Below are 23,202 nucleotides of genomic sequence, written 5' to 3'. Positions count from 1 at the left end.
ATAAAGGAATGGCTTTATTTTTACTTCTCTTATTCTTAGGCTTCTCTCGATTTTTGGAGGTGTATTTATGAAAGTATCAAAAATGCTTTTAGCTACTGGAGTGGTACTTAGTGCAGGCGTGTTCTTGTCAGCTTGTGGCAAATCCTCATCTAGTACATCAACGTATTCTTATGTTTATGCCAGCGATCCAGACAGCTTGAACTACCTGACCACTAACCGTGCAACTACATCAGACGTTATTACAAACCTTGTAGATGGTCTTTTGGAAAATGATGAATATGGAAATCTAGTTCCTTCTCTTGCGGAATCATGGACAGTTTCCCAAGACGGCCTGACTTACACATATAAGCTTCGTAAGGATGCTAAGTGGTTCAATGTTGATGGCGAAGAAGTTGCAAGTGTGAAAGCTCAAGACTTTGTGACTGGACTTAAATATGTTGCTGACCAAAAGTCTGAAGCCCTTTACCTGATTCAGGACTCGATTAGTGGCTTAGATGCCTATGTCAAAGGCGACGAAAAAGACTTTTCAAAAGTCGGGGTGAAGGCAATAGATGATTATACTGTTCAATACACGCTGACACGCCCAGAGCCTTATTGGAACTCTAAAACTACGAATAATATCTTGTTCCCTGTCAATGAAGAATTTTTGAAGTCTAAAGGAAAAGATTTTGGTTCTGTTGATCCATCAAGTATTCTTTACAACGGTCCTTTCCTTTTGAAATCTTTGACTTCTAAATCGTCTATGGAATTCGTTAAAAATCCAAATTATTACGATAAAGACAAGGTCAGTCTAGAAGATGTCAAATTAACCTACTATGATGGGTCAGACCAAGAATCTTTAATTCGCAACTTCAGCGATGGTGCTTATAGCGGTGCTCGTCTCTATCCAAATACTTCAGGATTTGCAACAGTTAAGAAAAAATATGCGGATAATATCCTTTACAGCCCGCAGGATGCGACCTCATATTATTTTAATTTCAACTTCAATCGTCAATCATACAATCACACTTCCAAAACAAGTGATGATCAGAAGAATGCAACAAAAGAAGCAGTCCTAAATAAGGACTTCCGTCAGGCTGTCAATTTTGCCCTTGATCGGACTGCCTATGGTGCACAAAGTAATGGTGAAGACGGAGCTACCAAGCAGTTAAGAAATACGCTTGTTCCACCAACATTTGTTCAAATCGGCGATCAAACATTTGGGCAAGTTGTTGCTTCTAAACTAGTAAATTACGGCACAGAATGGGCCAACGTTGATCTCACTGACGCTCAAGATGCCTACTATAACCCAGACAAAGCCAAGGCAAAATTTGCCAAGGCTAAGGAAGCTTTGGAAGCTAAGGGAGTTCAATTCCCAATTCATTTGGACCTTCCTGTGGACCAGGCTGATAAGGTGGGAATCCAATGGGCAAGCTCAGTGAAACAATCCATCGAATCAACCTTGGGTGCAGAAAATGTAGTTATTGACTTGCAGAAGATTAGTGTAGATGATTTGAATAATGTCACCTATTTTGCCAATACTGCAGCTCAAAAAGATTATGACTTCTACACAGGCGGCTGGTCAGCTGACTATCAAGATCCATCTACCTACTTAGATACTCTAAATGTAAATAATGGTGCTAGCTTGCAAAACTTTGGTTTTGAGCCAGGCCAAGATATGGACAAGATGAAAGATCTGGGCTTGGATACTTATACCAAGATGTTAGAAGAGGCAAATGCTGAAACAAAAGATGTGAAAGTTCGCTATGAAAAATATGCGGATGCGCAAGCTTGGTTGCTTGATAGCGGCATTATCATGCCGACCATTTCAGGAGGCGGTAGTCCTTCTGTAAGTAAGTCCAAACCTTTCAGTCGTGCTTACTCACTGGTTGGAATCAAGGGATCTGGCTTTAACTTTAAATATACCAAGCTCAGAAGCGAGATTGTAACGACCAAAGAATATGAAGAAGCTAAGAAAAAATGGCAAGAAAAAACATTGGAATCTAACCAAAAAGCCCAAGAAGAACTAGCAGATCATATCGAAAAGAAATAAAATATAGAAAGAGGCTGGGACAAAAGTCCTAGCCTCTCAATTGTCTTTGGATTGTCGAGCAAGACGCAGTGGTTGAGTGGGCTCTACTAGGCTGATTTCATCAACTTTTACAGCCCTACTCAACTGTGCGGAGGTGGGACGACGAAATCGAATTCTAACGAATCACCGATTTCTGTCCTACTCTCTTTTGATTTGCCCTAGATTAGAAATTTCATAAAAGGAGCCATTTAGGCTTGTTTTTTTGTAAAAAATTAGTTATAATAAATGAGTTGCCACCCTTAGTGTAATGGATATCACGTAAGATTCCGGTTCTTGAGATGGGAGTTCGATTCTCTCAGGGTGGATGATTTAAGCTTGGACTCGTGAGAGTCCTTTTTTGTCATCTAAGGGAGGAAATTGCTATGGCAGTAAAGTTAATCACTCATACCTTGATTGAGAAGGATGGGCAGTATTTGCTTATCAAACGCTCTAAAATAAAGCGTGGACTTCCTAATGTCTATTCGGGCTACTGGAATATTCCAGGCGGAAGTGTAGAGGAAAACGAGGCTGGGACAAAAATCCTAGCCTCTCAATTGTCTTTGGATTGTCGATCAAGACGCAGTGGTTGAGTGGGCTCTACTAGGCTGATTTCATCAGCTTTTACAGCCCTACTCAACTGTGCGGAGGTGAGACGGACGAAATCGAATTCTAACGAATTACCGATTTCTGTCCCACTCTCTACGTGAAGCTATGGAGGAAGTCAATCAAAAGATTCAGCTTGATAGGATTATTCATGAAGATAGTCAATTTGACTCAAGTAAAAATGCTGTTTTTACACGCTTGGTTTATGGGGCGAGGACTATAGAGCAGCGTGATATTATATTAGATCCAGAAGAGCATACGGACTTTGTCTGGATTTCTTCTTTGGAAGATATGGAGGGAGAGCTGATTGTTCCATATATGATTGATATTTTTGATGATAAATCCATGTAAAAAACATCCCCTTTTAGCAAGGAGATGTTTTTTCTGATTAGTTTTTAGATGCTGCTTGGAATTCTGGATTTTTCCATGCTTCATCAATGATTGCTTGCAATTCTTTAGCAGATGCTTGCATCTTTTGAGTTTCCGCATCGTTCAATGGGATGTTTACTGGGCGTACGATACCGTGTGCACCAACGATTGCTGGTTGGCCGATAAAGACATTTTCAACACCGTATTGACCTTCTTGGAAGACAGAAAGTGGAAGAACTGCATTTTCATCGTCAAGGATAGCTTTAGTAATACGAGCAAGAGCTACAGCGATACCGTAGTAAGTTGCACCTTTCTTGTTGATGATTGAGTAAGCAGCGTCACGAACAGAGATGAAGAGATCTACAAGGTCAGCTTCGTTCAAGTCGCGGTTTGCTTGCAACCATTGTTCCAATTTAACACCGGCAACGTTAGCGTGTGACCATACAGCAAACTCAGAGTCACCGTGTTCACCCATGATGTAGGCATGGACTGAACGAGCATCAACACCGATTTTATCAGCCAAAGCTTGACGGAAGCGAGCTGAGTCAAGTGATGTACCTGAACCGATAACGCGTTCTTTAGGGAAACCTGAGAATTTCCATGTAGAGTAAGTCAAGACGTCAACTGGGTTAGCTGCCACAAGGAAGATTCCATCAAAGCCTGAAGCAACAACTTGTTCAACGATTGATTTGTTGATAGCAAGGTTTTTACCTACAAGGTCAAGACGTGTTTCACCTGGTTTTTGAGGGGCACCTGCAGTGATGACTACGAGGTCAGCGTCCGCACAGTCTTCGTATTTAGCTGCGTAGATTTTCTTAGGTGAAGTGAAAGCAAGCGCGTGGCTAAGGTCTTCAGCATCACCAACAGCTTTGTCAAACAATTGAGGGATTTCGATGATACCCAATTCTTGTGCAATTCCTTGGTTAACGAGCGCAAATGCGTAAGATGAACCTACGGCACCGTCACCGACAAGGATGACTTTTTTATGTTGTTTAGTAGCAGTCATTTCTAAACATCTCCTTATTATTTTTAGGGATTTTCCCCATACACCTACATTCTACCACTTTTGAGACAGTTTGTCACGGCTAACCGTGGGATTTTGACCCCTAAAGGATATGTAAACGTTTTTATATTCGGCATTAAATACTGAAAATATAGCTAAAATGTGGTATAATGAGATAGTGATTTAATATTGAAACGAGGCATTTTTTAATGCAAGATAGAAACTTAGTAAATGTCAATTTGACCAGTGAAATGAAGACCAGTTTCATCGATTACGCAATGAGTGTTATCGTGGCTCGGGCGCTTCCAGATGTTCGCGATGGTCTTAAACCGGTTCATCGCCGGATTCTTTATGGCATGAATGAGCTGGGCGTTACGCCTGATAAGCCTCATAAGAAATCAGCTCGTATCACAGGGGATGTCATGGGTAAGTATCACCCGCATGGAGACTCCTCTATTTATGAAGCGATGGTGCGGATGGCTCAATGGTGGAGCTATCGTTACATGCTGGTAGACGGTCATGGAAACTTCGGTTCGATGGACGGAGATGGGGCCGCTGCCCAGCGTTATACAGAAGCACGTATGAGCAAGATTGCTCTGGAGATGCTTCGTGATATCAATAAAAATACTGTTGATTATATCGACAACTATGATGCCAGCGAGAGAGAGCCTGTCGTTCTTCCTGCCCGCTTTCCTAATTTGCTTGTAAATGGAGCGACAGGGATTGCTGTTGGGATGGCGACCAATATTCCTCCACATAATCTAGGCGAGTCTATTGATGCAGTTAAGCTGGTCATGGACAATCCAGAAGCAACGACTCGTGACATCATGGAAGTCCTGCCTGGCCCAGATTTTCCAACAGGAGCACTGGTGATGGGTAAGTCTGGTATTCACCGGGCTTATGAAACGGGGAAGGGTTCGATTGTTCTTCGTTCTCGTACTGAAATCGAAGAGATGAAAAATGGCCGCGAGCGAATTGTCGTAACCGAGTTCCCTTACATGGTTAATAAGACTAAGGTTCACGAGCATATTGTTCGTCTGGTGCAGGAAAAACGCATTGACGGTATCACAGCCGTTCGTGATGAGTCCAATCGTGAAGGGGTTCGTTTTGTCATTGAGGTTCGTCGTGACGCCTCTGCTCATGTCATTTTAAATAACCTATTCAAGCTGACTCAGATGCAGACCAATTTCAGCTTCAATATGCTGGCTATTCAAAATGGTGTGCCGAAGATTCTGTCTCTACGTGAGATTTTGTTGGCCTACATTGAGCACCAAAAAGAAGTAGTGACTCGACGGACGGCCTTTGATAAAGAAAAGGCGGAAGCGCGAGCTCACATTTTGGCTGGTTTGCTGATTGCACTGGACCACATTGATGAAGTTATTCGCATTATCCGTAATAGTGAGACGGACGCAGAAGCCCAGGCTGAATTGATGGCTAAGTTTGAGCTGTCTGAGCGCCAGAGTCAGGCTATCCTCGACATGCGTCTGCGTCGTCTGACTGGTTTGGAACGTGATAAGATTCAGTCAGAATACGACGAACTGATTGCTTTGATTGCGGACTTGGCTGATATCTTGGCTAAGCCAGAGCGCGTTGTCGCAATTATCAAGGAAGAGCTAGATGAGGTCAAACGTAAATTTGCTGATGACCGCCGAACTGAGCTGATGGTGGGAGAAGTTCTTTCTCTTGAAGATGAAGATTTGATTGAGGAAGCGGATGTTTTGATTACCTTGTCTAATAAAGGCTATATCAAACGTCTAAATCAGGCAGAATTCACTGCTCAGAAACGTGGTGGTCGCGGTGTTCAAGGAACAGGTGTCAAAGACGATGACTTCGTTAAAGAGCTGGTTTCAACGAGTACCCACGATAGACTGCTCTTCTTTACCAATAAAGGCCGAGTTTATCGTCTCAAAGGCTATGAAATCCCTGAGTACGGCCGTACAGCCAAGGGCTTGCCAGTGGTCAATCTCTTGAAACTGGATGAAGGAGAGACCATTCAGACCATTATTAACGTCCAGCAGGACAGTAGCGATCATTCCTACCTCTTCTTTACAACCCGTCTAGGTGTGGTTAAACGAACCAGCGTAACAGAGTTTGCTAATATCCGTCAAAATGGTCTCAAGGCCTTGAATTTGAAGGATGAAGACGAGCTTATCAACGTCTTTCTGACGGATGGTGCTGCAGATGTTATCATTGGTACTAGGTTTGGTTATTCGGTCCGTTTCAATGAGACAGCTGTTCGGAGCATGAGCCGTAGTGCGACTGGTGTTCGTGGGGTCAATCTGAGGGACGGCGACCAGGTCGTTGGAGCAGGTGTGATTACTGAGGGCGATGAAGTGCTTGTTATCACTGAAAAAGGCTACGGTAAGCGAACTCTTGCCAGTGAATATCCAACCAAGGGACGTGGTGGTAAAGGGATTAAAACAGCCAATATCACTGATAAGAACGGACCTCTCGCTGGTCTGATGACCGTCACTGGCGAAGAAGATTTGATGATTATCACCAATACAGGTGTCATTATCCGAACAAGCGTGGCCAATATTTCTCAGACAGGTCGTTCAACCATGGGAGTGAAGGTTATGCGTCTGGATCAAAATGCCCAGATTGTCACCTTTACAACGGTTGCGCCTGACGCAAAAGACGATGAGGAAGAAGTAGAATAAGAGGAGAATGAATGTGAAGAAATCTAAGAAAAAATTCAAGCTCAGAAATTTTATCATTAACTGTGCGGTTTTCCTTTTATTTCTAGTTGCCCTAGCTCTGATTTTCAACTCCTCAATTCGTAATATGATCATGGTTTGGCACACGAATCAATACCAGGTTAGCAAGGTCTCTAAGGAAGAAATCAAGCAAAATAAGGCAGTCGAATCGAGTTTTGAGTTTAGCGAAGTCCAATCTCTTTCGACAGAAGCGGTGATCAATGCTCAGTGGCAGGCTCAAAAATTGCCAGTTATCGGTGGTATTTCAATTCCTGATGTTTCGATGAATCTGCCAATTTTCAAGGGCTTGGATAATGTTGGACTTTACTATGGTGCTGGTACCATGAAAGAAGATCAACAGATGGGACAAGGAAATTACGCCTTAGCCAGTCATCACGTCTTTGGAATTACTGGAGCCAGTGACATGCTCTTTTCTCCACTAGATCGTGCCAAAATAGGGATGAAAATCTATATCACGGATAAGGAAAAGATCTATACTTATACGATTTCTAGTATAGAAAGTGTCGCACCAGAGCGCGTGGATGTTATCAATGACACAGAGGGAGTGGCTGAAATCACTTTAGTCACATGTGAGGATGCGGCAGCAACTAGTCGAACTATTGTTAAAGGAACCTTGGAAAGTACGATTGACTATGACAAGGCACCAAAAGACATTTTAGATGCTTTTAGTCGATCTTATAATCAAATGCAGCTATAATGCAAATATTGTCAAAACGAAGTAACAAGAGTCACTTCGTTTTTTGATTGATGAAACTAAAATGATATACGAACAGATACTAGAACGCTTTCAAAATATATGCCTTCTTTATTAGATTGTGCTATACTCATCTTAGTATGGTACTATTTTAGTCAGGAAAGGAAATTATCATGAAAATATATAAATCACTTTTAATATTTTTTATAGCATTTATATGTTTAGGAAGTATCACTGCCTGTAGCCAGCCCAAAATTGCAGAAAAGAAGTTTGAATTCATAATGACAGTAAAAGATAAAAAGCGACTTCGTAAAGAAGAAGAGCAAATTGCTTTGTACCTGGTAAATCATTATCAAGATGTTCAAAAAATAGAATTTGTAAATTTTCATAAAGGTGGTTTTGGGACGGGTGATTCTATATCTGTTAAGGTAAATTCAAATAATTATATAAAACCAATTACTTTAGGAGATCCAAGTGGCGAGTATATTATTAGCTATAATCCTGAGAACTTTCATCTGAATGAAAAGAATCCGCCAACTCAATCAGATAATCTAAAAAATATTGAGATTAAATATTATGAGGAGATAGAAAGGTGATCTCCATTTCAGATAAAAATCATAATAAATTAGCAAAAGAGGCGTATAACTTGAACCAAAGGACGAACAAATTTGCTTGATATATGATTGTTTTTATTAAATATGCTATAGGCAGTATAGTTGAAGATTTTGAGATTTATAAAGGAAAGGAGTATTTATGAAAATATCTAAGTTACTTTTGATAGTATTTATTGTATTTCTAGGGTTAGGAACACTCAGTGCCTGTAGTCAGCAGAAAAAACAGGACAGAAAGAGAAAGTTACTATGACAAAAGAAGAAAAAAAGGAACTTCGTAAAGAGGAAGAGAAAATAGCTTTGTATTTGGTGAATCATTACGAAGATGTGAAAAAGATTAAGTTTGATAAACTTCACAGGGGAGGATTTGGGATAGCAGATTCAATAAGTGTTATTGTCAATGATGATAGTTACATAAAACCAATTATATTTAACGATGATAGTGAAAGATATTCTGTTGATTATGATCCGAGTGATTTTCATTTAATAAAAAAGAAAAATTCTACGGAATTAACCAGTCTTGATGGGATTGAAGTGATATATTATGAGGAAAAGTAAATTGATTATAGAAAGATAATATAATTGAGGTATGAAATCGTCAATTTCAAGTTATTGATGACGCTGCATAAAGAAAGGAGTATTTATGAAAATATCTAAGTTACTTTTGATAGTCTTTATTGGAGTTTTAGGATTGGGAACACTCGGCGCCTGTAGTCAGCAGAAAAAACAGGACAGAAAGAGAAAGTTACATTGACAGAAGAAGAGAAAAAAGAAGTTCAAAAACAAGAAAAAAATCTAGCTTTGTTTTTAGTGAATAACTATGAAGGGATTAATAAAATTGAGTTCACAGATGTCTCTAGAAAAGAATTTGCCCAGTCTAGAAGTGTTTTTCTAAAAGTGAATGATAATATTAGTATTAGTTCGTTTTTAGATGACAATTATGATAATGGTTATAGTTTAGCCTATAAAAAAGGTGAGAAGACTTTAATGAAAAAGGAAAAAACGACTGATTTTGAGACACTTGAAGGAATTGAAGTAATATATAATTTAGGTACATAATATGTCGAAAATTACTGAAAAAGATTATAAAGAATTAGCACGTAATGTGTATAAATTTTATCCAGAAGAATATAAAAGTGAACAGTAGATACAAATTGGAGATCCAACTGATATAAACTATTGAAATCCCGAGTCATTCTATGATAGTATGTAAGATTTAGTTCGATCTATCTTGAAAAGTTTTGCAAATTATATAAGTACTCGCTTTATTTATGATTTTTTGGCTACATTATAGCCAGATTAGTATGGTTGAGAATTTTGAACTCTATAAAGGAAAGGAATATTTATGAAAATATCTAAGTTACTTTTGATAGTATTTATTGGATTTCTAGGGTTGGGAACACTCAGTGCCTGTAGTCAACAGAAAAACGGACAGAAGGAGGAGTTAACATTGACAGCTGAAGAGAAAAGGATAATCAGAAAACAAGAAGAGGCTCTTGCTTTATTTTTGGTCAATAATTTTGAGGATGTTCATAAAATAGAGTTTGTAAGTATTTCAAAAGGCGGACTTGGTAGACCTAGATTCATTTATTTCTCGGTAAACGATAAAATAGAAGTTTCAACAGACTTAAAAGATAGTTACGATATACAGCATTATGGCTTGGTCTATCATAATAGCTCAGAGGAACTAAAACGTAAGGAAGTTCCTTCTAAATTTACAAAATTATCAGAGGCTCAATTATATGTTGTATATTATGGAGAAAATAAATGAATATAACGGATGCAGATTATTATACAATTACGACCTATGTTTATGAGTTTGATACACTAGATCATTCAGAGAAACAATAATCAGTTGGAGAATTGATTGATGGTCACGGTCGAAAATTTTGAGTTATTCTATGATGGTAGATGAGATTTAGTTTTATTGATATTAGAGGGATTGCAAAAGATGTAAACGCCTGCTTGGTTTATAATCATTTTGCTATAATATAACTATGTTAGAATAGTTGAAGATTTTGAGATTTATAAAGGAAAGGAGTATTTATGAAAATATCTAAGTTGCTTTTGATAGTCTTTATTGGATTTCTAGGGATAGGAACACTCAGTGCCTGTAGTCAGCAGAAAAAAACAGGACAGAAGGAGGAGTTAACATTGACAGCAGAAGAAAAAAGGATAATCAGAAAACAAGAAGAGGCTCTTGCTTTATTTTTGATTAATAATTTTGAGGATATTGAAAAATAGAATTTATAAGTATAGTAAAAGGTGGTTTGGAACTTCCGATGTGGCATATATGAAAATTAACGATAAACTTCTTGTGGATTCTAGTCTGCAGGACACATATGATATTGATCATTATTCTTTGGGTTATCATCAAAGTTCAAAATTTTTAGTAAGAAAAGAAGCTCCTTCTTCATTTTCAAATATAGATGAGCTGAAAGAGAAAGTGATTTATTATGAGGGAAGAAAATGAATAGTGTAACTGATGAAGTTTACAAATAAATAGCAAAAAAGTTTTACAAATTAGCTCCTAAAAACAATGAAGACTCGCAAAGAAATTAGGTCAAATTTTTTATGTCAACAGTTGAAATACCGAGTCATTAATGCTTCTGTAGATGTAAACGCCTGCTTGGTTTATAATCATTTTGCTATAATATAACTATGTTAGCATAGTTGAAGATTTTGAACTTTATAAAGAAAAGGAGTATTTATGAAAATACCTAAGTTATTTTTGGTAGTATTTATTGGATTTCTAGGATTGGGAACACTCAGTGCCTGTAGTCAACAAAGAAAAACAGAACAGAAGGAGGAAGTTACATTGACAACAGAGGAGAAAAAGAAACTTCGTAAAGAAGAAGAAAAAATCGCGTTGTATCTGGTTAATCATTATGAAGATGTGAAAAAAATAGAATTTGTAAATTTTCATAAAGGTGGTTTTGGGACGGGTGATACAATCACTATAAAGGTCAATGATAATAGTTATATTTTACCAACAGAGTTGGAAAGTAAAGATGGATATTATTCAATAGGATATGATCCTCAAGACTTTCATTTGATAGAGAAGAAACCTCCAACACAGTTAACTAGTTTAGACGGAGTAGAGGTTATTTATTACGAGGATTATTAAATAGTGCGATTGACTGATAAAGATTACAACATAATATCTAATAAAGCCTATAGTTTGGATCCAAAAGAGTATAAAGCAGAAGAACAATTTAGTGTGGGAAAGGAATTTGACGTTAACGGTCGAAATTCCGAGTCATTGATGCTTCTGTTGAGTCAGTAAAAGTACATAAGATTTAGTTTATTATATTAAAAGGGATTACGAAAGATGTAAGCGCTTGCTTATTTTATAATTATTTTGCTATAATATAACTATGTCAGCATAGTTGAAGATTTTGAACTCTATAAAGGAAAGGAGTATTTATGAAAATATTTAAGTTACTTTTGATAGTATTTATTGGATTTCTAGGGTTGGGAACGCTCAGTGCCTGTAGTCAGCAGAAAAAAACAGAACAGAAGGAGGAAGTAACATTGACAGCAGAAGAGAAAAAGATAATTAGAAAACAAGAAGAGGCTCTTGCTTTATTTTTGGTCAATAATTTTGAAGATGTTCATAAAATAGAGTTTGAAAGTATTTCAAAAGGCGGATTTGGTAGACCTAGATTCATTTATTTCTCGGTAAACGATAAAATAGAAGTTTCAACAGACTTAGAAGATAGTTACGATATACAGCATTATGGGTTATCTTATCATAATAACTCGGAGGTACTAAAACGAAAGGAAGTTCCAACTAGTTATACAAAATTATCGGAAACCCAAATAAATGTTATATATTATGGAGAGAAGAAATGAACATAACAGATGCGGATTATAATAAAATTGCAACACGTGTTTATGAGATTGACCCAGTAGACAATCCTGATAAGCAATTATCAGTTGGAGAAACGATTGACATAAACGGCCGTCAGTTCCGAGTTATTGATGCTATTGGTAATTCTGCTGAACCAACGGATAATAGTATGCAAGCTATGGCTGTTGCTCCTATTGATGATAAAGGGAACGTAGACTACAGTCAGGTAGTGGTTTCTTATGTTGGAACCAATTTTGGAGATAAAAAAGATGTCCTGAATGACATTGAAAATCTAGGTATGGGTTTTACGGATAAAATGATAACAGGTCTCCCCTCAATTTCAGGGATGGGCAAAGGCATTCTAGAAGGACATTTTAACGATAGTGTTAAAAAGGAAGTTGTCGAAAACATTGTAGATGTTCAGTCAAAAACAGCATTAGAGTTTGCCCAGCGAGTAGAGAAAAAGGTTCGTAAAGAAAATCCCAATGCCATTATAACAACGAATGGTCATTCTTTGGGAGAGTCTATGGCACTTTATACTGCCTTAAAAATGGGATGGAATAATGTTGGCTTTAATGGTCCAGATATTCATAATATTGTTTCGGAAGAAGAAATAGCCTATATGCAGGCGCATCCAGAGCAATTTCGTAACTTTAGAAATCCAAATGATATGTTTTTGGGGAACATTTTGGGGAATAAAACAGGCGTTGCCATTTATGTCAATATGACAGATGCTAGTTTTGTTGATGAATCTTTACGAATTTTACAGGATGATAAACTTTCTTGGAAAGAAAAGGCAGATAAGATCTATAGTCTGGGGGATAAATATCATAGTTATAATACTTGGAGATTTAATAATAAAGGTCAACTCATTGATGAAAACGGCAATGTTGTGACCAATACAGCAAAAGGAAATGCGAATGCCCTCATCCTAGAAACAAAAACAAGAATGTTGCGGTATTATGGTATGAAAAGCTTACTTACAGAAAGCGGAGGTGGCTTAAGTAGTAACGAACGAATTTTTCTAGACAGCGAGCAAGCTACTATTGGTGCAAATGCTCTTGTTAATGCTGCTCAGCAAGTTTTGGATCAGATTAAGATTGAGAAACAAAGAGGGGTAGAAGAAGTTGAGTCTTTATTTGAAACGACCAAGTCTCCGTTTATGGTCAGTAGTCTTAGTCCTGATGAGATTAGATCGGCTTTTGCAGCTGGTGGTGTCACGCATGATAGTGTTGTCGGAAATGTAGAAATCTCTCTACAAAATAAGCTCAACAAAGCGAGTCAAATATTAGACGAAATGACTAAATTAAAAGATAAAATTGCAGCTGGTATAAACAAAAAACTCGAAGAAGACATAGCTTTAGCAGGGGAATTCAATCAATGGAGAAATTTGAATTAGCACAACGTGAAGTCGAAAAGAAAACTAAAGAATTAGAAGAATTGGAAGAGCGGCATCGAGAAAAGTTGCAAGAATTTGAGGAAAGAATTGATTATTTTCAAACTGCGCGTCGTGCCATACAAAATATTCTTGATGAAAAGTACGAAAAAACGTTACATTATTTGAAATCTACTGATGCGGATCAGGATTTTTATAGGATTCTTAATAGAGAGATGGAATCTTACCAAATGTTATCGGAAGATGCCTTGACGGAGGCGCAAAAAATATTGGAATTAGAATCTTTAAAAGAGAGTGATAATTTCCGACGAGAAAGACGATATCTAGATGATAAGTTAGAGGAGGCTTATCTGCGTAGGAGAATAGCCGCAGATGACAATAATAAAACTAGAGAGTAAAAGGAAGTGATGCTAAAATGGCAACAACATTAACTGAGGATATTACAGGTGTATTTACTGTAGGAAATTTCGATGATTTAGGAACGCGTCTGCTTGCTATTCAAAAACAGATTGAAAAATCTTTGATAACAAATGTTTATGCTCCACATATTCTTAGTAAAAGTGATGGTATTAAGACCAAATCTAAGGAAGCGATTAGTAAAGTTGCAAAGGAAGGAAAGTTGGCTATCAAGGGGATTAATGATACTTTAGATAGTGCCATCAAGGGACAATGGTCTACATCCGTTAGAGAGGCTGTTACAACAGCAAGCAACAAATATGATAAGATTTAGCAATTAATAATAAATAGCCTAAATAAATGAACTCGCCTAATCGATAGATTTTGTGTCTAACCTTTTGGTATGTAGTTCATTTATTTAGGTTCTTTTTTTACTGAATATCGAATTAATAGGTAAGGAGGTTGATATGTATCGTATTTCATTGCAGGATGACATAAGCATGATGCCGCGTGAACGGCTGATAAGAGAAGGAGCGGATAAACTCAGTAATCAGGAATTATTATCTATATTTTTGCGAACAGGCAGCAAAAAAGAAACTGTCTTTCAAGTTTCTCAAAAGATTTTATCATCGATTTCTAGTTTGAATGATTTGAAATATCTGACTTTGCAAGAATTGCAGACAATTTCGGGAATTGGGCCTGTGAAGGCTGTTGAGTTACAGGCTATTATTGAGCTTGGCTGCCGTATCAATAAGGCGGAAGTGCTGGAGAGGGAGCAAATTCTTGGAAGTCAAAAACTGGCTCGTAAAATGCAGGTAGAATTGGGAGATAAAAAGCAGGAGTGTTTAGTCGCTATTTATCTCAACAGTCAAAACCAGATTATCCATCAGCAGACAATCTTTGTAGGCACGGTAACTAGAAGCATTGCTGAACCGCGCGAAATTTTGCATTATGCGCTTAAACACTTGGCGACCGCTATTATACTTGTGCATAATCATCCTTCTGGAGTAACACTGCCAAGTAAGAATGACGACGAAGTCACCAAACATATGAAAGAGGCCTGTGAGCTAATGGGCTTGGTTCTTTTAGATCATTTAATCGTCTCAAAACATGATTATTATAGCTATCGTGAAAAAACGGATTTGATCTAAAGTTTATGAACCACATAATCAAACAAGGCTAAATCCCCTGGTCTTGTAGGGAAGAGGTATTCTGGATGCCACTGAACACCGAGGAAGGGACTCCCATCAGTCGAGGTAACCGCCTCAATGACCTTGTCACTAGGATCGTAGGCAATAACTTCCAAATTTCTTGCTAAATCTTTGATACTTTGGTGATGGAATGAGTTAATTTGGCAAGTAGAACCGTATAATTCATGGAGGATGGAGCCGTTTTTAGTGACCATAGTCTGTGTGGTATATTGAGCGGTGCTATCTTGCCAGTGATTTTCAATGTCTTGGTGAAGTGTGCCACCCATGGCGACATTGTAAAGCTGGGTACCGCGACAGACGCCAAAAATAGGCTTGTTTTGCTTTCGCGCTTCTCGGATGAGAGCCAGTTCAAAGAGATCCCTTTGAAGCAGATAATCGTCACTTACGATAGTCTGCTCTTCGCCGTAGAAATGAGGGTTGACATTTTGCCCACCAGTCAAAATCAGTTTGTCAATCATAGTAATATAAGACTCGGCTAATTCCTCATCACCAATGGGCAAGATAATTGGAATGCCTCCGACTTGTTTGATTCCCTCAATAAAGCCAGTTGCAGTATAACTTATATGAATGAATTGGTCATTTGGGATGTCCCTTTGGTTTCCTGTTATACCGATAATCGGTTTTTTCATAAAGTGGATGTTTCCTTTCTCATCTTACTCATCATCTTTTCTCATGAAATAGAGCAAGGTTTGGAGTTCGCTGGTTAGGTCTACGTACTGCACAACAACATCTTTAGGGACAGACAAGTGCACAGGAGAGAAGCAGAGAATTCCTTTGATACCAGCATCTACCAAGATGGATGCGACTTCTTGCGCCTTAACACTTGGTACTGTCAGAATGGCAGTCTTTACATTTCCTTCTTGGACTTTTTCTTTAATTTGAGAAATTCCGTAAATAGGAATTCCATCATTTGTGGTGGTTCCGACATCAGAATAATCATCTGTATCAAAGGCCATCACGATTTTCATTTTATTGCGTTCGTGAAAACGGTAGTGTAAAAGAGCACGTCCCATATTTCCGACACCAACAATCATGACATTTGTAATCGAGTTATCGTTGAGAAGATTGGCAAAGAAATTCATGAGTTTCTTGACATCGTAGCCAAAACCTCTGCGCCCCAACTCACCGAAGTAAGAAAAATCACGCCGAACAGTAGCAGAGTCGATTCCAATCGCCTCTGCGATTTGTTTTGAATTGGCTTTTTCGATATTCTCAGAGTTAAATCGTTTGAAAATTCGATAGTAGAGCGAGAGCCGCTTAGCAGTAGCACGGGGAATAGAATTGCTTTTTTCAGTTTTCACAAAATCACGACCTTTCTATTTTCTATTTTATAGAAAGTTTGTGAAAAAATCAACTAATTTGATGAGCAAAATATGCTAATGCCAATAAGTAAAACTAATAGCGCAGAAAAGAGAGTGGGACAGAAATCGGTAATTCGTTAGAATTCGATTTCGTAGTTCCACCTCCGCACAGTTGAGTAGGGCTGTAAAAGCTGATGAAATCAGCGTAATAGAGCCCACTCAACCACTGCGTCTTGCTTGACAATCCAAAGACCATTGAGAGGCTAGGACTTTTGTCCCAGCCTCTTTTTTATCCTGTTCAAAAGCTTGTGATGAGATAGTTTCCAGCTCAAGGGTTTGGGAGTTTAGAAACAAGTGAGCAAGCTCTATTTTTGAACAATTAGTTCATTGTCTCACCGTTTTATTGGGGTGTTTTTTCAAAAATGTCTCTTTCAACTAAACTATCCATCAGGAAATAGAATTTTTGCTGAATGATATCATGTTTTTCTGATTTGAAGATATTAACCAGTCTTAAACCAGATTTGTCGGTAATATTGATTTTTGCTCCGTTTAAATCCTTATTGATGATAATCTTAAGCAAGAATCCATCGCCACTGTTGGGCACCTCCTCTAGTAAGCGAGAAAGCTCGTAATTTCCAACTTTTGTTTCAACGAATGTGTTGTCCCGCAAGGCAAATTTTTTAACGTTTGGATGGAGCGAATAGGTGAAGTTGCAGTTTGCTAAGCTAACAGATGTTTGAAAAGCCATCTTATCCTCCTAGTATTTCTTTTAGTTTTTGGCTGAAGAGTTTGATTTCTTGGATGCTAGTTTGGTCTGACACACTGATACGAATGGATTCTTTTAGGCGTTCAGAATCTCGCCCATAGAGGGCTTGAAGGACATGGCTGGGCTGAACAGCTCCTGCTGTACAAGCAGAGCCAGTCGAGATTGAAAAGCCATTAAGGTCCATTTGAAGCAAGATAAGATCATTCTTTTGGTTTGGAAATCCAATATTGACAACATAAGGCAGGCTAGGCTGACTTTCGTTTAGGTAGTAGTCTATATCCGTTAGGTTGTCCAGTAAAGTATCTTTTAACTGCTGGGCATGCGCCAGATTTTCCTCTAAATGGGCAACACTTTCAGAAAGGGCAGTTGCCATCCCAACAATCGAAACGAGGTTTTCTGTACCTGCTCGATGCTTATTTTCTTGATCGCCGCCATGCATGAAATTATCAAAATCCATCTGGTCAGCATAGAGAAATCCGACTCCTTTTGGGCCGTGGAATTTGTGGGCTGAGGCACTCAAGAAATTGATTCCCCATCCTTCAGGATAGATAGGGAGCTTGCCGACAGCTTGGACTGCATCGACATGAAAAGCAGCAGGATGATCTTTTAGCAATTCACCAATTTCTTGAATCGGCAAAATGTAGCCTGTTTCATTATTGACAGCCATGACTGAGACGAGGATAGTATCCGGTCTGAGGGCATTCTTGATATCTTCAGTTCGGATTTGCCCATCCACTGGCTGAATAATAGTGGATTCAAAGCCAAAGTGCTCTACCAAGTATTCAACAGGTTCTAAAACCGCATGGTGTTCAATGGCAGTAGTAATAATATGTTTGCCTTGATCTTGATGCCGCAGGGCATAGCCCTTAATGGCAGTGTTATTGCTTTCAGTTCCTCCTGAGGTGAAGAGAACATTTTTACTCTGTGTGTGTAGAACCTTGGCAATATCTTCGCGAGCCTGCCTAAGCAGCTTATTGGCTTCTCGACCGTGGCTGTGGGTACTGGATGGATTTCCGAAGATTGTCATTGCCTGAGTCATGGACTCAATTGCGGCAGGCGACAAGGCAGTCGTAGCAGCATTATCTAAATAAATCACGAATCTTATCTCTTATTTCTTTTGAAAAGCAAATAGTGGGCTGACTGGTCTTCTTTCTTGGATACGCACGATAGCATCGCCAATCAACTCGCTGGCTGTGATGTAGTGAACATTCTTCGGAGTCTTTTCTTTCGTATCAACAGAGTCAGTCACCAAGATTTCTCGGATAGGGACATTGTCTAGCAATTCTGCAGCCTTATCTGCAAATAAGCCATGACTAGATACGGCATAGATTTCGACAGCTCCTTCGCGTTCGACGATTTTAGCAGCTTCTGAGAAAGTACGTCCAGTATTTAAGATATCGTCAATCAAAATCGCTTTTCTGCCTTCAACATCACCGATGATATAGCCTTCAGAGCGTCCTGCTTCATCTTCACCATAGTCGATGATAGCGATTGGAGCATCAAGATATTCTGCCAAACTACGAGCGCGCTTGACGCCAGAATTTTTCGGACTGACAACGACGACATCCTCACCAGTTAAGCCCATGTTGCAATAATGTTCAGCAAACAACGGAATTGTGAAGAGGTTATCGACTGGGATATCAAAGAAGCCTTGTACTTGGACGGCGTGAAGGTCAAGTGAGATAACTCTGTCTACGCCAGCTCCAACCAGCATATTGGCAACGAGTTTTGCAGTGATTGGCTCGCGAGGAGCAGCCGTCCGATCTTGGCGGGCATAACCGAAATAGGGCATGACAACGGTCACGGTATTGGCACTTGCTCGTTTACAAGCATCGACCATAATCAATAACTCCATCAAGTGATTATTGACCGGAAAGCTGGTGGATTGAATGATGTAAATATCGTAGCCACGGACACTCTCCTCAATGTTAATCTGAATCTCGCCATCAGAAAATTGACGGGAAGAGAGCTTGCCTAACGGTAGACCAGCAGCTTCAGCAATCTTCTCAGCGATTGAGTGATTGGAATTGAGGGAGAAAAGCTTCATATTTTTTTGTCTGACATTAGAATGACCATCCTCTTTTTGTCTCTTTAGATTTATAAGTATTATTCTACCAAAAAAATGAGATTATTTCAGCATTTTTACAAGTTTTCGGAAAATCTAGCAATCTTACTTTTACCAGGCTTGTATTGGATTTGCTTTTCATTTAAAAAGTCTTTGAATTTCTGTTCCCCTTCTTCGATATTATTGATTTCTAATTCTAGTTCGAAATCTTTTTTACCAAAGTAACGGCTTTCGTCCAAGGCAAAAAGACCGAGTGTATCTTGTTTTTCGTAGCGAATATTTTCAAGGGTTCCGAGGATTGTCAGTTTGTCAACTGGGATTTTTTTCTCTTGAAGTTTGTCTAGGATTTCTCCCTGAGGGAATTGCAATTTTTCTGTAATTTTCTTAAATTCATCTTTGGACAAGGCTTGGTTATACTCGAAATTTCCAAGTTTTTGAGGAATTTTTAGAGTAAACTCTGCATCCTCAGGAGTGGTTCGGACTCGCAGAGCCATACGAGCTTCACGGAGAGCAAAGTCAGCCGAATCAATATAATAGTTGACTTGGAAAATTGGCTGGACATGATCAAAGAAGGTCAGAAGTCGTTTATGTTCGTCTTCTGTTAGCATTGTTTTGTATTCTATTTCTAAATGGTTCATTTTTAAATCCTTTTCTTTATCTGAAAGCGATTTTATGTTATAATAACAACTGTGTTTATTTTATACAAAAAACGAATAGATGACAAGGTATGTATATGACAATAGATTGGGAAGATTTTCTGGATCCATATATTCAGGCAGTTGGTGAGTTGAAAATCAAGCTTCGCGGTATTCGCAAACAGTATCGCAAACAGCAACGCCATTCACCAATTGAGTTTGTAACTGGTCGCGTAAAGCATATTGAAAGCATCAAGGAGAAAATGGAGCTTCGAGGGATTACTGAGGAAAACTTAGCCCAAGAGATGCAGGATATTGCTGGTTTGCGTGTTATGGTTCAATTTGTAGACGATGTGGATGAAGTTTTGGAAGTTTTGCGAAATCGGACAGATATGCGTATCGTCCAGGAGCGTGATTACATACAAAAACAAAAAGCCAGCGGTTACCGTAGCTACCATGCCATCGTTGAATATCAGGTAGATACGATTAACGGAAACAAAGTTATCTTAGCAGAAATTCAGATTCGTACCTTGTCCATGAACTTTTGGGCAACGATTGAGCACTCTTTAAACTATAAGTATAAAGGAGAATTTCCGGAGGAGATCAAGAAACGCTTGGAGATAACGGCCAATCTGGCCTACCAGCTAGACGAAGAGATGGGAGCCATTCGTGATGCCATCCAAGAAGCACAAGCACTCTTTGATCCTCTGCACCGCAAGTTAAATGATGGTGTTGGAAATAGTGACGATACAGATGAAGAATACAGGTAAAAAAATTGCGATTATCCGCAATCGCAAAAGGCAGAGTGAGGAAGTATTTCAAGCTCTGATGCAAAAATTGCGGAAAGCAGGCTTTATCCTGACACCCAAAAATCCAGATATCGTGATTTCTGTTGGTGGTGATGGGATGCTGCTATCAGCCTTCCACAAGTATGAAGATCAGCTGGATAAGGTTCGCTTTGTCGGTGTTCATACGGGACATTTGGGTTTTTATACGGACTATCGAGACTTTGAAATCGACAAATTAGTGGAAAATCTGAAATTGGACACAGGTGCTAAGGTCTCTTATCCGATTTTGAATGTCAAGCTGACTTTTGAAAATGGTGAAACGCGAACTATTCGAGCGCTTAATGAAGCAACCATTAAACGCTCCGATAGAACAATGGTTGTTGATGTGGTCATCAATAATGTTCATTTTGAGCGTTTCAGAGGCGATGGGATTTCTGTCTCAACGCCGACTGGTAGTACGGCCTACAATAAATCTTTAGGAGGAGCAGTCCTACACCCAACGATTGAAGCCTTGCAAGTGACAGAGATTGCTAGTCTCAACAATCGTGTGTATCGTACCTTGGGTTCCTCAGTTATTGTTCCTAAAAAAGATAAGATTGAACTGCTGCCGACACGTAATGATTACTATACCATAGCGGTCGATAATCAAACGTTTTCTTATAAAAATATTGTCCGTATCGAGTACCAAATCGATAATCATAAGATTAACTTTGTAGCTTCGCCTAGCCATACCAGCTTTTGGAATCGCGTGAGAGACTCCTTTATCGAGGAGTGCCAAGAATGAGATTTGAATTTATTGCGGATGAGCATGTCAAAGTCAAAACATTTTTGAAAAAGCATGAGATTTCGAAAGGGCTTTTGGCCAAGGTCAAGTTTGCAGGTGGCAATATTCTTGTCAATAATCAGCCTCAAAACGCTATTTATTTACTGGATATTGGCGATAAGGTAACGGTAGATATTCCCTCTGAGAAGGGATTTGAAAGCCTAGAAGCCGTGGATCGAGATTTGTCAATCGTGTATGAAGATGCGCATTTTCTGGTTTTAGACAAGCCTGCAGGGGTGGCCAGTATCCCCAGTGTCAATCATTCGAATACGATGGCAAACTTTGTCAAGGCCTACTATATTCGTCAAGATTATGAAAATCAGCAGGTTCACATTGTGACAAGATTGGATCGTGACACCAGTGGTCTCATGCTCTTTGCAAAACATGGCTATGCCCATGCAAGACTGGATAAGCAACTGCAGAAAAAAATGATTGAGAAGCGATATTACGCGCTCGTTCAGGGGCGCGGTGAGCTTAAACCAGAGGGGGACATTATTGCGCCAATTGGGCGCGACCCTGATAGCATCATCACCAGATGTGTGACAAAGGATGGCAAATATGCTCATACCAGCTACAAGGTTGTAGAGCAGTTTGGAGATATCTATTTGGTAGATATTCGCTTGCACACTGGACGAACCCATCAAATTCGTGTGCACTTTGCCCATCTTGGCTTTCCGCTCCTTGGAGATGATCTCTATGGCGGGACTTTGGAAGCGGGAATTACACGTCAGGCCTTGCATTGTCACTCTTTATCTTTTTATAATCCATTTTTGGAAAAGCAGCTTCAATTGGAATCCCAGTTGCCGATTGATTTCCAAAATACTATTACATCGTTAACAAAAAATAATTAAAATTTTAAAGGAGAAACTCATGGAAGTTTTTGAAAGTCTAAGAGACACAGTTGTTGGAAAAAATGTTCGTATTGTATTGCCAGAAGGGCAAGAACCGCGTATTCTTCAAGCGGTGAAACGCATAGTAAAAGAGTCAGAAGTTACACCAGTTCTTTTGGGAAATCCAGATAAAATCCGTATTTACCTGGAAATCGAAAACATTATGGACGGATATGAAGTCATAGATCCTAAAAACTATGACAGAATGGAAGAAATGGTAGCTGCTCTTGTGGAACGTCGTAAGGGCAAAATCAGTGAAGAAGAAGCTCTCGAGCTTTTAAGAACAGACGTTAACTATTTTGGAGTTATGCTGGTCTACCTCGGTATCGTAGATGGTATGGTTTCTGGCTCTATCCACTCTACAGCTGCTACAGTGCGTCCAGCCTTGCAAATCATTAAAACGCGTCCAAATGTAACAAGAACTTCAGGTGCCTTCCTCATGGTGCGTGGTTCAGAACGTTATCTTTTCAGTGACTGTGCCATTAACATCAATCCTGACTCAGAAGCCTTGGCAGAAATTGCGATTAACTCAGCTGTGACTGCCAAAATGTTTGGTATTGATCCGAAGATTGCCATGCTTAGCTATTCAACTAAAGGATCTGGTTTTGGAGAAAGCGTTGATAAAGTGGTTCATGCGACTAAGTTGGTTCATGAATTGCGCCCAGACCTAGAAGTTGACGGAGAATTGCAATTTGATGCTGCCTTTGTACCAAGCACAGCAGCTTTGAAAGCTCCAGGAAGCAAGGTTGCAGGTAAAGCGACTGTCTTTGTCTTCCCAAGCATTGAAGCAGGGAATATCGGCTATAAAATGGCAGAGCGTTTAGGTGGATTCTCAGCAGTCGGTCCAGTTCTTCAAGGATTGAATAAGCCAGTAAACGACCTTTCTCGCGGATGTAATTCAGATGACGTTTATAACTTAACACTGATTACAGCTGCACAATGTGTTGACCAATAAAATAACTAAAAAAGAGTCTGGGACAAAAGTCCTAGCCTCTCGATTGTCTTTGGATTATCGAGCAAGACACAGTGGT

26 protein-coding genes, 1 tRNA gene and 2 pseudogenes are annotated in these 23,202 nt (G+C 39.1%); 22 read left to right on the top strand and 7 right to left on the bottom strand.

The annotated features are described in order from the left end of the window. The first annotated feature begins 67 nt into the window (after positions 1–67). The 4 genes and pseudogenes from I872_RS04845 to I872_RS04830 all read left to right on the top strand — a co-directional run. Positions 68–2,032: a peptide ABC transporter substrate-binding protein gene (locus I872_RS04845; RefSeq protein ID WP_015605026.1), complete on the top strand. Its 1,965-nt coding sequence runs from the start codon at positions 68–70 to the stop codon at positions 2,030–2,032. A 272-nt stretch (positions 2,033–2,304) separates the two neighbouring features. Next, a tRNA-Arg gene (locus I872_RS04840) sits at positions 2,305–2,376 on the top strand. Between the two features lie 57 nt (positions 2,377–2,433). Next, a pseudogene (locus tag I872_RS04835) lies at positions 2,434–2,577 on the top strand (NUDIX hydrolase); the annotation flags it as partial. Positions 2,578–2,746: 169 nt separating this feature from the next. Continuing rightward, a pseudogene (locus I872_RS04830) lies at positions 2,747–3,004 on the top strand (NUDIX hydrolase); the annotation flags it as partial. 37 nt (positions 3,005–3,041) lie between these two features. Here I872_RS04830 and I872_RS04825 read toward each other — a convergent pair. Then, on the bottom strand, positions 3,042–4,028 hold the full coding sequence (locus I872_RS04825) for an L-lactate dehydrogenase (protein ID WP_015605023.1): 987 nt from the start codon (positions 4,026–4,028) through the stop codon (positions 3,042–3,044). A 206-nt stretch (positions 4,029–4,234) separates the two neighbouring features. On the opposite strand from I872_RS04825, the gene gyrA reads away from it, so the two are divergent. From gyrA to radC, 14 genes are all read left to right on the top strand, one after another. Then, entirely contained in the window at positions 4,235–6,685 is a 2,451-nt protein-coding gene (gene gyrA, locus I872_RS04820; RefSeq protein ID WP_015605022.1) for a DNA gyrase subunit A, read from the top strand. 7 nt (positions 6,686–6,692) lie between these two features. Continuing rightward, entirely contained in the window at positions 6,693–7,439 is a 747-nt protein-coding gene (locus tag I872_RS04815) for a class A sortase (protein ID WP_041826803.1), read from the top strand. A 170-nt stretch (positions 7,440–7,609) separates the two neighbouring features. Continuing rightward, positions 7,610–8,032, top strand: a complete 423-nt coding sequence (locus I872_RS04810) for a hypothetical protein (protein WP_015605020.1) — start codon at positions 7,610–7,612, stop codon at positions 8,030–8,032. Positions 8,033–8,296: 264 nt separating this feature from the next. Then, a complete protein-coding gene (locus I872_RS04805; protein WP_015605019.1) occupies positions 8,297–8,605 on the top strand; it encodes a hypothetical protein in 309 nt (102 codons plus the stop codon). A 192-nt stretch (positions 8,606–8,797) separates the two neighbouring features. Beyond that, positions 8,798–9,106 (top strand): hypothetical protein, encoded by a 309-nt coding sequence (locus tag I872_RS04800; RefSeq protein ID WP_015605018.1) that lies wholly within the window; start codon positions 8,798–8,800, stop codon positions 9,104–9,106. 286 nt (positions 9,107–9,392) lie between these two features. After that, a complete protein-coding gene (locus I872_RS04795) occupies positions 9,393–9,818 on the top strand; it encodes a hypothetical protein (RefSeq protein ID WP_015605017.1) in 426 nt (141 codons plus the stop codon). 275 nt (positions 9,819–10,093) lie between these two features. Next, a complete protein-coding gene (locus tag I872_RS12235; protein ID WP_015605016.1) occupies positions 10,094–10,291 on the top strand; it encodes a hypothetical protein in 198 nt (65 codons plus the stop codon). Between the two features lie 49 nt (positions 10,292–10,340). After that, on the top strand, positions 10,341–10,520 hold the full coding sequence (locus I872_RS12230; RefSeq protein ID WP_051089035.1) for a hypothetical protein: 180 nt from the start codon (positions 10,341–10,343) through the stop codon (positions 10,518–10,520). Between the two features lie 237 nt (positions 10,521–10,757). Further along, positions 10,758–11,174 carry a hypothetical protein gene (locus I872_RS04785; RefSeq protein WP_015605015.1) on the top strand — a complete coding sequence of 139 codons (417 nt, stop codon included), beginning with the start codon at positions 10,758–10,760 and terminating at the stop codon, positions 11,172–11,174. A gap of 299 nt (positions 11,175–11,473) precedes the next feature. Beyond that, positions 11,474–11,902, top strand: coding sequence for a hypothetical protein (locus I872_RS04780; RefSeq protein WP_015605014.1), 429 nt, complete (start codon positions 11,474–11,476; stop codon positions 11,900–11,902). After that, positions 11,899–13,299, top strand: coding sequence for a hypothetical protein (locus I872_RS04775; protein WP_015605013.1), 1,401 nt, complete (start codon positions 11,899–11,901; stop codon positions 13,297–13,299). The genes I872_RS04780 and I872_RS04775 overlap by 4 nt, the downstream gene beginning before the upstream one ends. Next, positions 13,281–13,694, top strand: coding sequence for a hypothetical protein (locus I872_RS04770; protein ID WP_015605012.1), 414 nt, complete (start codon positions 13,281–13,283; stop codon positions 13,692–13,694). The genes I872_RS04775 and I872_RS04770 overlap by 19 nt, the downstream gene beginning before the upstream one ends. 17 nt (positions 13,695–13,711) lie before the next feature. Then, positions 13,712–14,026, top strand: coding sequence for a hypothetical protein (locus tag I872_RS04765; RefSeq protein ID WP_015605011.1), 315 nt, complete (start codon positions 13,712–13,714; stop codon positions 14,024–14,026). A 133-nt stretch (positions 14,027–14,159) separates the two neighbouring features. After that, a complete protein-coding gene (radC, locus tag I872_RS04760; RefSeq protein WP_015605010.1) occupies positions 14,160–14,843 on the top strand; it encodes a RadC family protein in 684 nt (227 codons plus the stop codon). Here radC and I872_RS04755 read toward each other — a convergent pair. The 6 genes from I872_RS04755 to I872_RS04730 all read right to left on the bottom strand — a co-directional run bounded on the left by I872_RS04755 (position 14,840) and on the right by I872_RS04730 (position 19,673). Further along, on the bottom strand, positions 14,840–15,532 hold the full coding sequence (locus tag I872_RS04755; protein WP_015605009.1) for a gamma-glutamyl-gamma-aminobutyrate hydrolase family protein: 693 nt from the start codon (positions 15,530–15,532) through the stop codon (positions 14,840–14,842). The two genes, radC and I872_RS04755, sit on opposite strands and share 4 nt — an antisense overlap. Before the next feature lie 24 nt (positions 15,533–15,556). Then, a complete protein-coding gene (locus tag I872_RS04750) occupies positions 15,557–16,204 on the bottom strand; it encodes a redox-sensing transcriptional repressor Rex (RefSeq protein WP_015605008.1) in 648 nt (215 codons plus the stop codon). Positions 16,205–16,604: 400 nt separating this feature from the next. Continuing rightward, complete coding sequence (locus I872_RS04745; RefSeq protein WP_015605007.1) at positions 16,605–16,952, bottom strand: DUF1831 domain-containing protein; 348 nt, start codon at positions 16,950–16,952, stop codon at positions 16,605–16,607. A 1-nt stretch (position 16,953) separates the two neighbouring features. Beyond that, positions 16,954–18,066 carry a cysteine desulfurase family protein gene (locus tag I872_RS04740; RefSeq protein WP_015605006.1) on the bottom strand — a complete coding sequence of 371 codons (1,113 nt, stop codon included), beginning with the start codon at positions 18,064–18,066 and terminating at the stop codon, positions 16,954–16,956. Between the two features lie 12 nt (positions 18,067–18,078). Continuing rightward, positions 18,079–19,017 carry a ribose-phosphate diphosphokinase gene (locus I872_RS04735; RefSeq protein ID WP_015605005.1) on the bottom strand — a complete coding sequence of 313 codons (939 nt, stop codon included), beginning with the start codon at positions 19,015–19,017 and terminating at the stop codon, positions 18,079–18,081. Positions 19,018–19,112: 95 nt separating this feature from the next. Continuing rightward, positions 19,113–19,673, bottom strand: coding sequence for a CYTH domain-containing protein (locus tag I872_RS04730; RefSeq protein WP_015605004.1), 561 nt, complete (start codon positions 19,671–19,673; stop codon positions 19,113–19,115). 95 nt (positions 19,674–19,768) lie between these two features. Between I872_RS04730 and yjbM the strand changes: the two genes are divergently transcribed. Genes yjbM through pta form a run of 4 tightly spaced genes read left to right on the top strand, consistent with a single transcriptional unit; the run spans position 19,769 to position 23,126 of the window. Further along, positions 19,769–20,440 (top strand): GTP diphosphokinase, encoded by a 672-nt coding sequence (gene yjbM / locus I872_RS04725; protein WP_015605003.1) that lies wholly within the window; start codon positions 19,769–19,771, stop codon positions 20,438–20,440. After that, the gene (locus tag I872_RS04720) at positions 20,424–21,242 is read left to right on the top strand and encodes an NAD kinase (protein ID WP_015605002.1); all 819 of its coding nucleotides are present in this window, start codon (positions 20,424–20,426) and stop codon (positions 21,240–21,242) included. The genes yjbM and I872_RS04720 overlap by 17 nt, the downstream gene beginning before the upstream one ends. Beyond that, complete coding sequence (locus I872_RS04715) at positions 21,239–22,132, top strand: RluA family pseudouridine synthase (protein ID WP_015605001.1); 894 nt, start codon at positions 21,239–21,241, stop codon at positions 22,130–22,132. The genes I872_RS04720 and I872_RS04715 overlap by 4 nt, the downstream gene beginning before the upstream one ends. 19 nt (positions 22,133–22,151) lie before the next feature. Further along, positions 22,152–23,126 (top strand): phosphate acetyltransferase, encoded by a 975-nt coding sequence (pta, locus tag I872_RS04710; protein WP_015605000.1) that lies wholly within the window; start codon positions 22,152–22,154, stop codon positions 23,124–23,126. Positions 23,127–23,202 lie beyond the last annotated feature (76 nt).

The organism is Streptococcus cristatus AS 1.3089, assembly GCF_000385925.1.
In the GTDB taxonomy this organism is placed as follows: domain Bacteria; phylum Bacillota; class Bacilli; order Lactobacillales; family Streptococcaceae; genus Streptococcus; species Streptococcus cristatus_B.
The sequence above is the reverse complement of the archived record's forward strand: the minus strand, read 5'-3'. Positions and strand labels throughout refer to the sequence as shown.

Bases quoted from the DNA above. Each gene is read 5' to 3' on its own strand.
- I872_RS04755 (WP_015605009.1), bottom strand. From the start codon at position 15,532: ATGAAAAAACCGATTATCGGTATAACAGGAAACCAAAGGGACATCCCA.
- I872_RS04720 (WP_015605002.1), top strand. From the start codon at position 20,424: ATGAAGAATACAGGTAAAAAAATTGCGATTATCCGCAATCGCAAAAGG.
- I872_RS04785 (WP_015605015.1), top strand. From the start codon at position 10,758: ATGAAAATACCTAAGTTATTTTTGGTAGTATTTATTGGATTTCTAGGA.
- I872_RS04815 (WP_041826803.1), top strand. From the start codon at position 6,693: ATGAATGTGAAGAAATCTAAGAAAAAATTCAAGCTCAGAAATTTTATC.
- I872_RS12235 (WP_015605016.1), top strand. From the start codon at position 10,094: ATGAAAATATCTAAGTTGCTTTTGATAGTCTTTATTGGATTTCTAGGG.
- I872_RS04715 (WP_015605001.1), top strand. From the start codon at position 21,239: ATGAGATTTGAATTTATTGCGGATGAGCATGTCAAAGTCAAAACATTT.
- I872_RS04775 (WP_015605013.1), top strand. From the start codon at position 11,899: ATGAACATAACAGATGCGGATTATAATAAAATTGCAACACGTGTTTAT.
- yjbM (WP_015605003.1), top strand. From the start codon at position 19,769: ATGACAATAGATTGGGAAGATTTTCTGGATCCATATATTCAGGCAGTT.
- I872_RS04805 (WP_015605019.1), top strand. From the start codon at position 8,297: ATGACAAAAGAAGAAAAAAAGGAACTTCGTAAAGAGGAAGAGAAAATA.
- I872_RS12230 (WP_051089035.1), top strand. From the start codon at position 10,341: ATGAAAATTAACGATAAACTTCTTGTGGATTCTAGTCTGCAGGACACA.
- I872_RS04810 (WP_015605020.1), top strand. From the start codon at position 7,610: ATGAAAATATATAAATCACTTTTAATATTTTTTATAGCATTTATATGT.
- I872_RS04735 (WP_015605005.1), bottom strand. From the start codon at position 19,017: ATGAAGCTTTTCTCCCTCAATTCCAATCACTCAATCGCTGAGAAGATT.
- I872_RS04770 (WP_015605012.1), top strand. From the start codon at position 13,281: ATGGAGAAATTTGAATTAGCACAACGTGAAGTCGAAAAGAAAACTAAA.
- I872_RS04730 (WP_015605004.1), bottom strand. From the start codon at position 19,673: ATGAACCATTTAGAAATAGAATACAAAACAATGCTAACAGAAGACGAA.
- I872_RS04795 (WP_015605017.1), top strand. From the start codon at position 9,393: ATGAAAATATCTAAGTTACTTTTGATAGTATTTATTGGATTTCTAGGG.
- pta (WP_015605000.1), top strand. From the start codon at position 22,152: ATGGAAGTTTTTGAAAGTCTAAGAGACACAGTTGTTGGAAAAAATGTT.
- I872_RS04780 (WP_015605014.1), top strand. From the start codon at position 11,474: ATGAAAATATTTAAGTTACTTTTGATAGTATTTATTGGATTTCTAGGG.
- I872_RS04845 (WP_015605026.1), top strand. From the start codon at position 68: ATGAAAGTATCAAAAATGCTTTTAGCTACTGGAGTGGTACTTAGTGCA.
- I872_RS04765 (WP_015605011.1), top strand. From the start codon at position 13,712: ATGGCAACAACATTAACTGAGGATATTACAGGTGTATTTACTGTAGGA.
- gyrA (WP_015605022.1), top strand. From the start codon at position 4,235: ATGCAAGATAGAAACTTAGTAAATGTCAATTTGACCAGTGAAATGAAG.
- I872_RS04825 (WP_015605023.1), bottom strand. From the start codon at position 4,028: ATGACTGCTACTAAACAACATAAAAAAGTCATCCTTGTCGGTGACGGT.
- radC (WP_015605010.1), top strand. From the start codon at position 14,160: ATGTATCGTATTTCATTGCAGGATGACATAAGCATGATGCCGCGTGAA.
- I872_RS04745 (WP_015605007.1), bottom strand. From the start codon at position 16,952: ATGGCTTTTCAAACATCTGTTAGCTTAGCAAACTGCAACTTCACCTAT.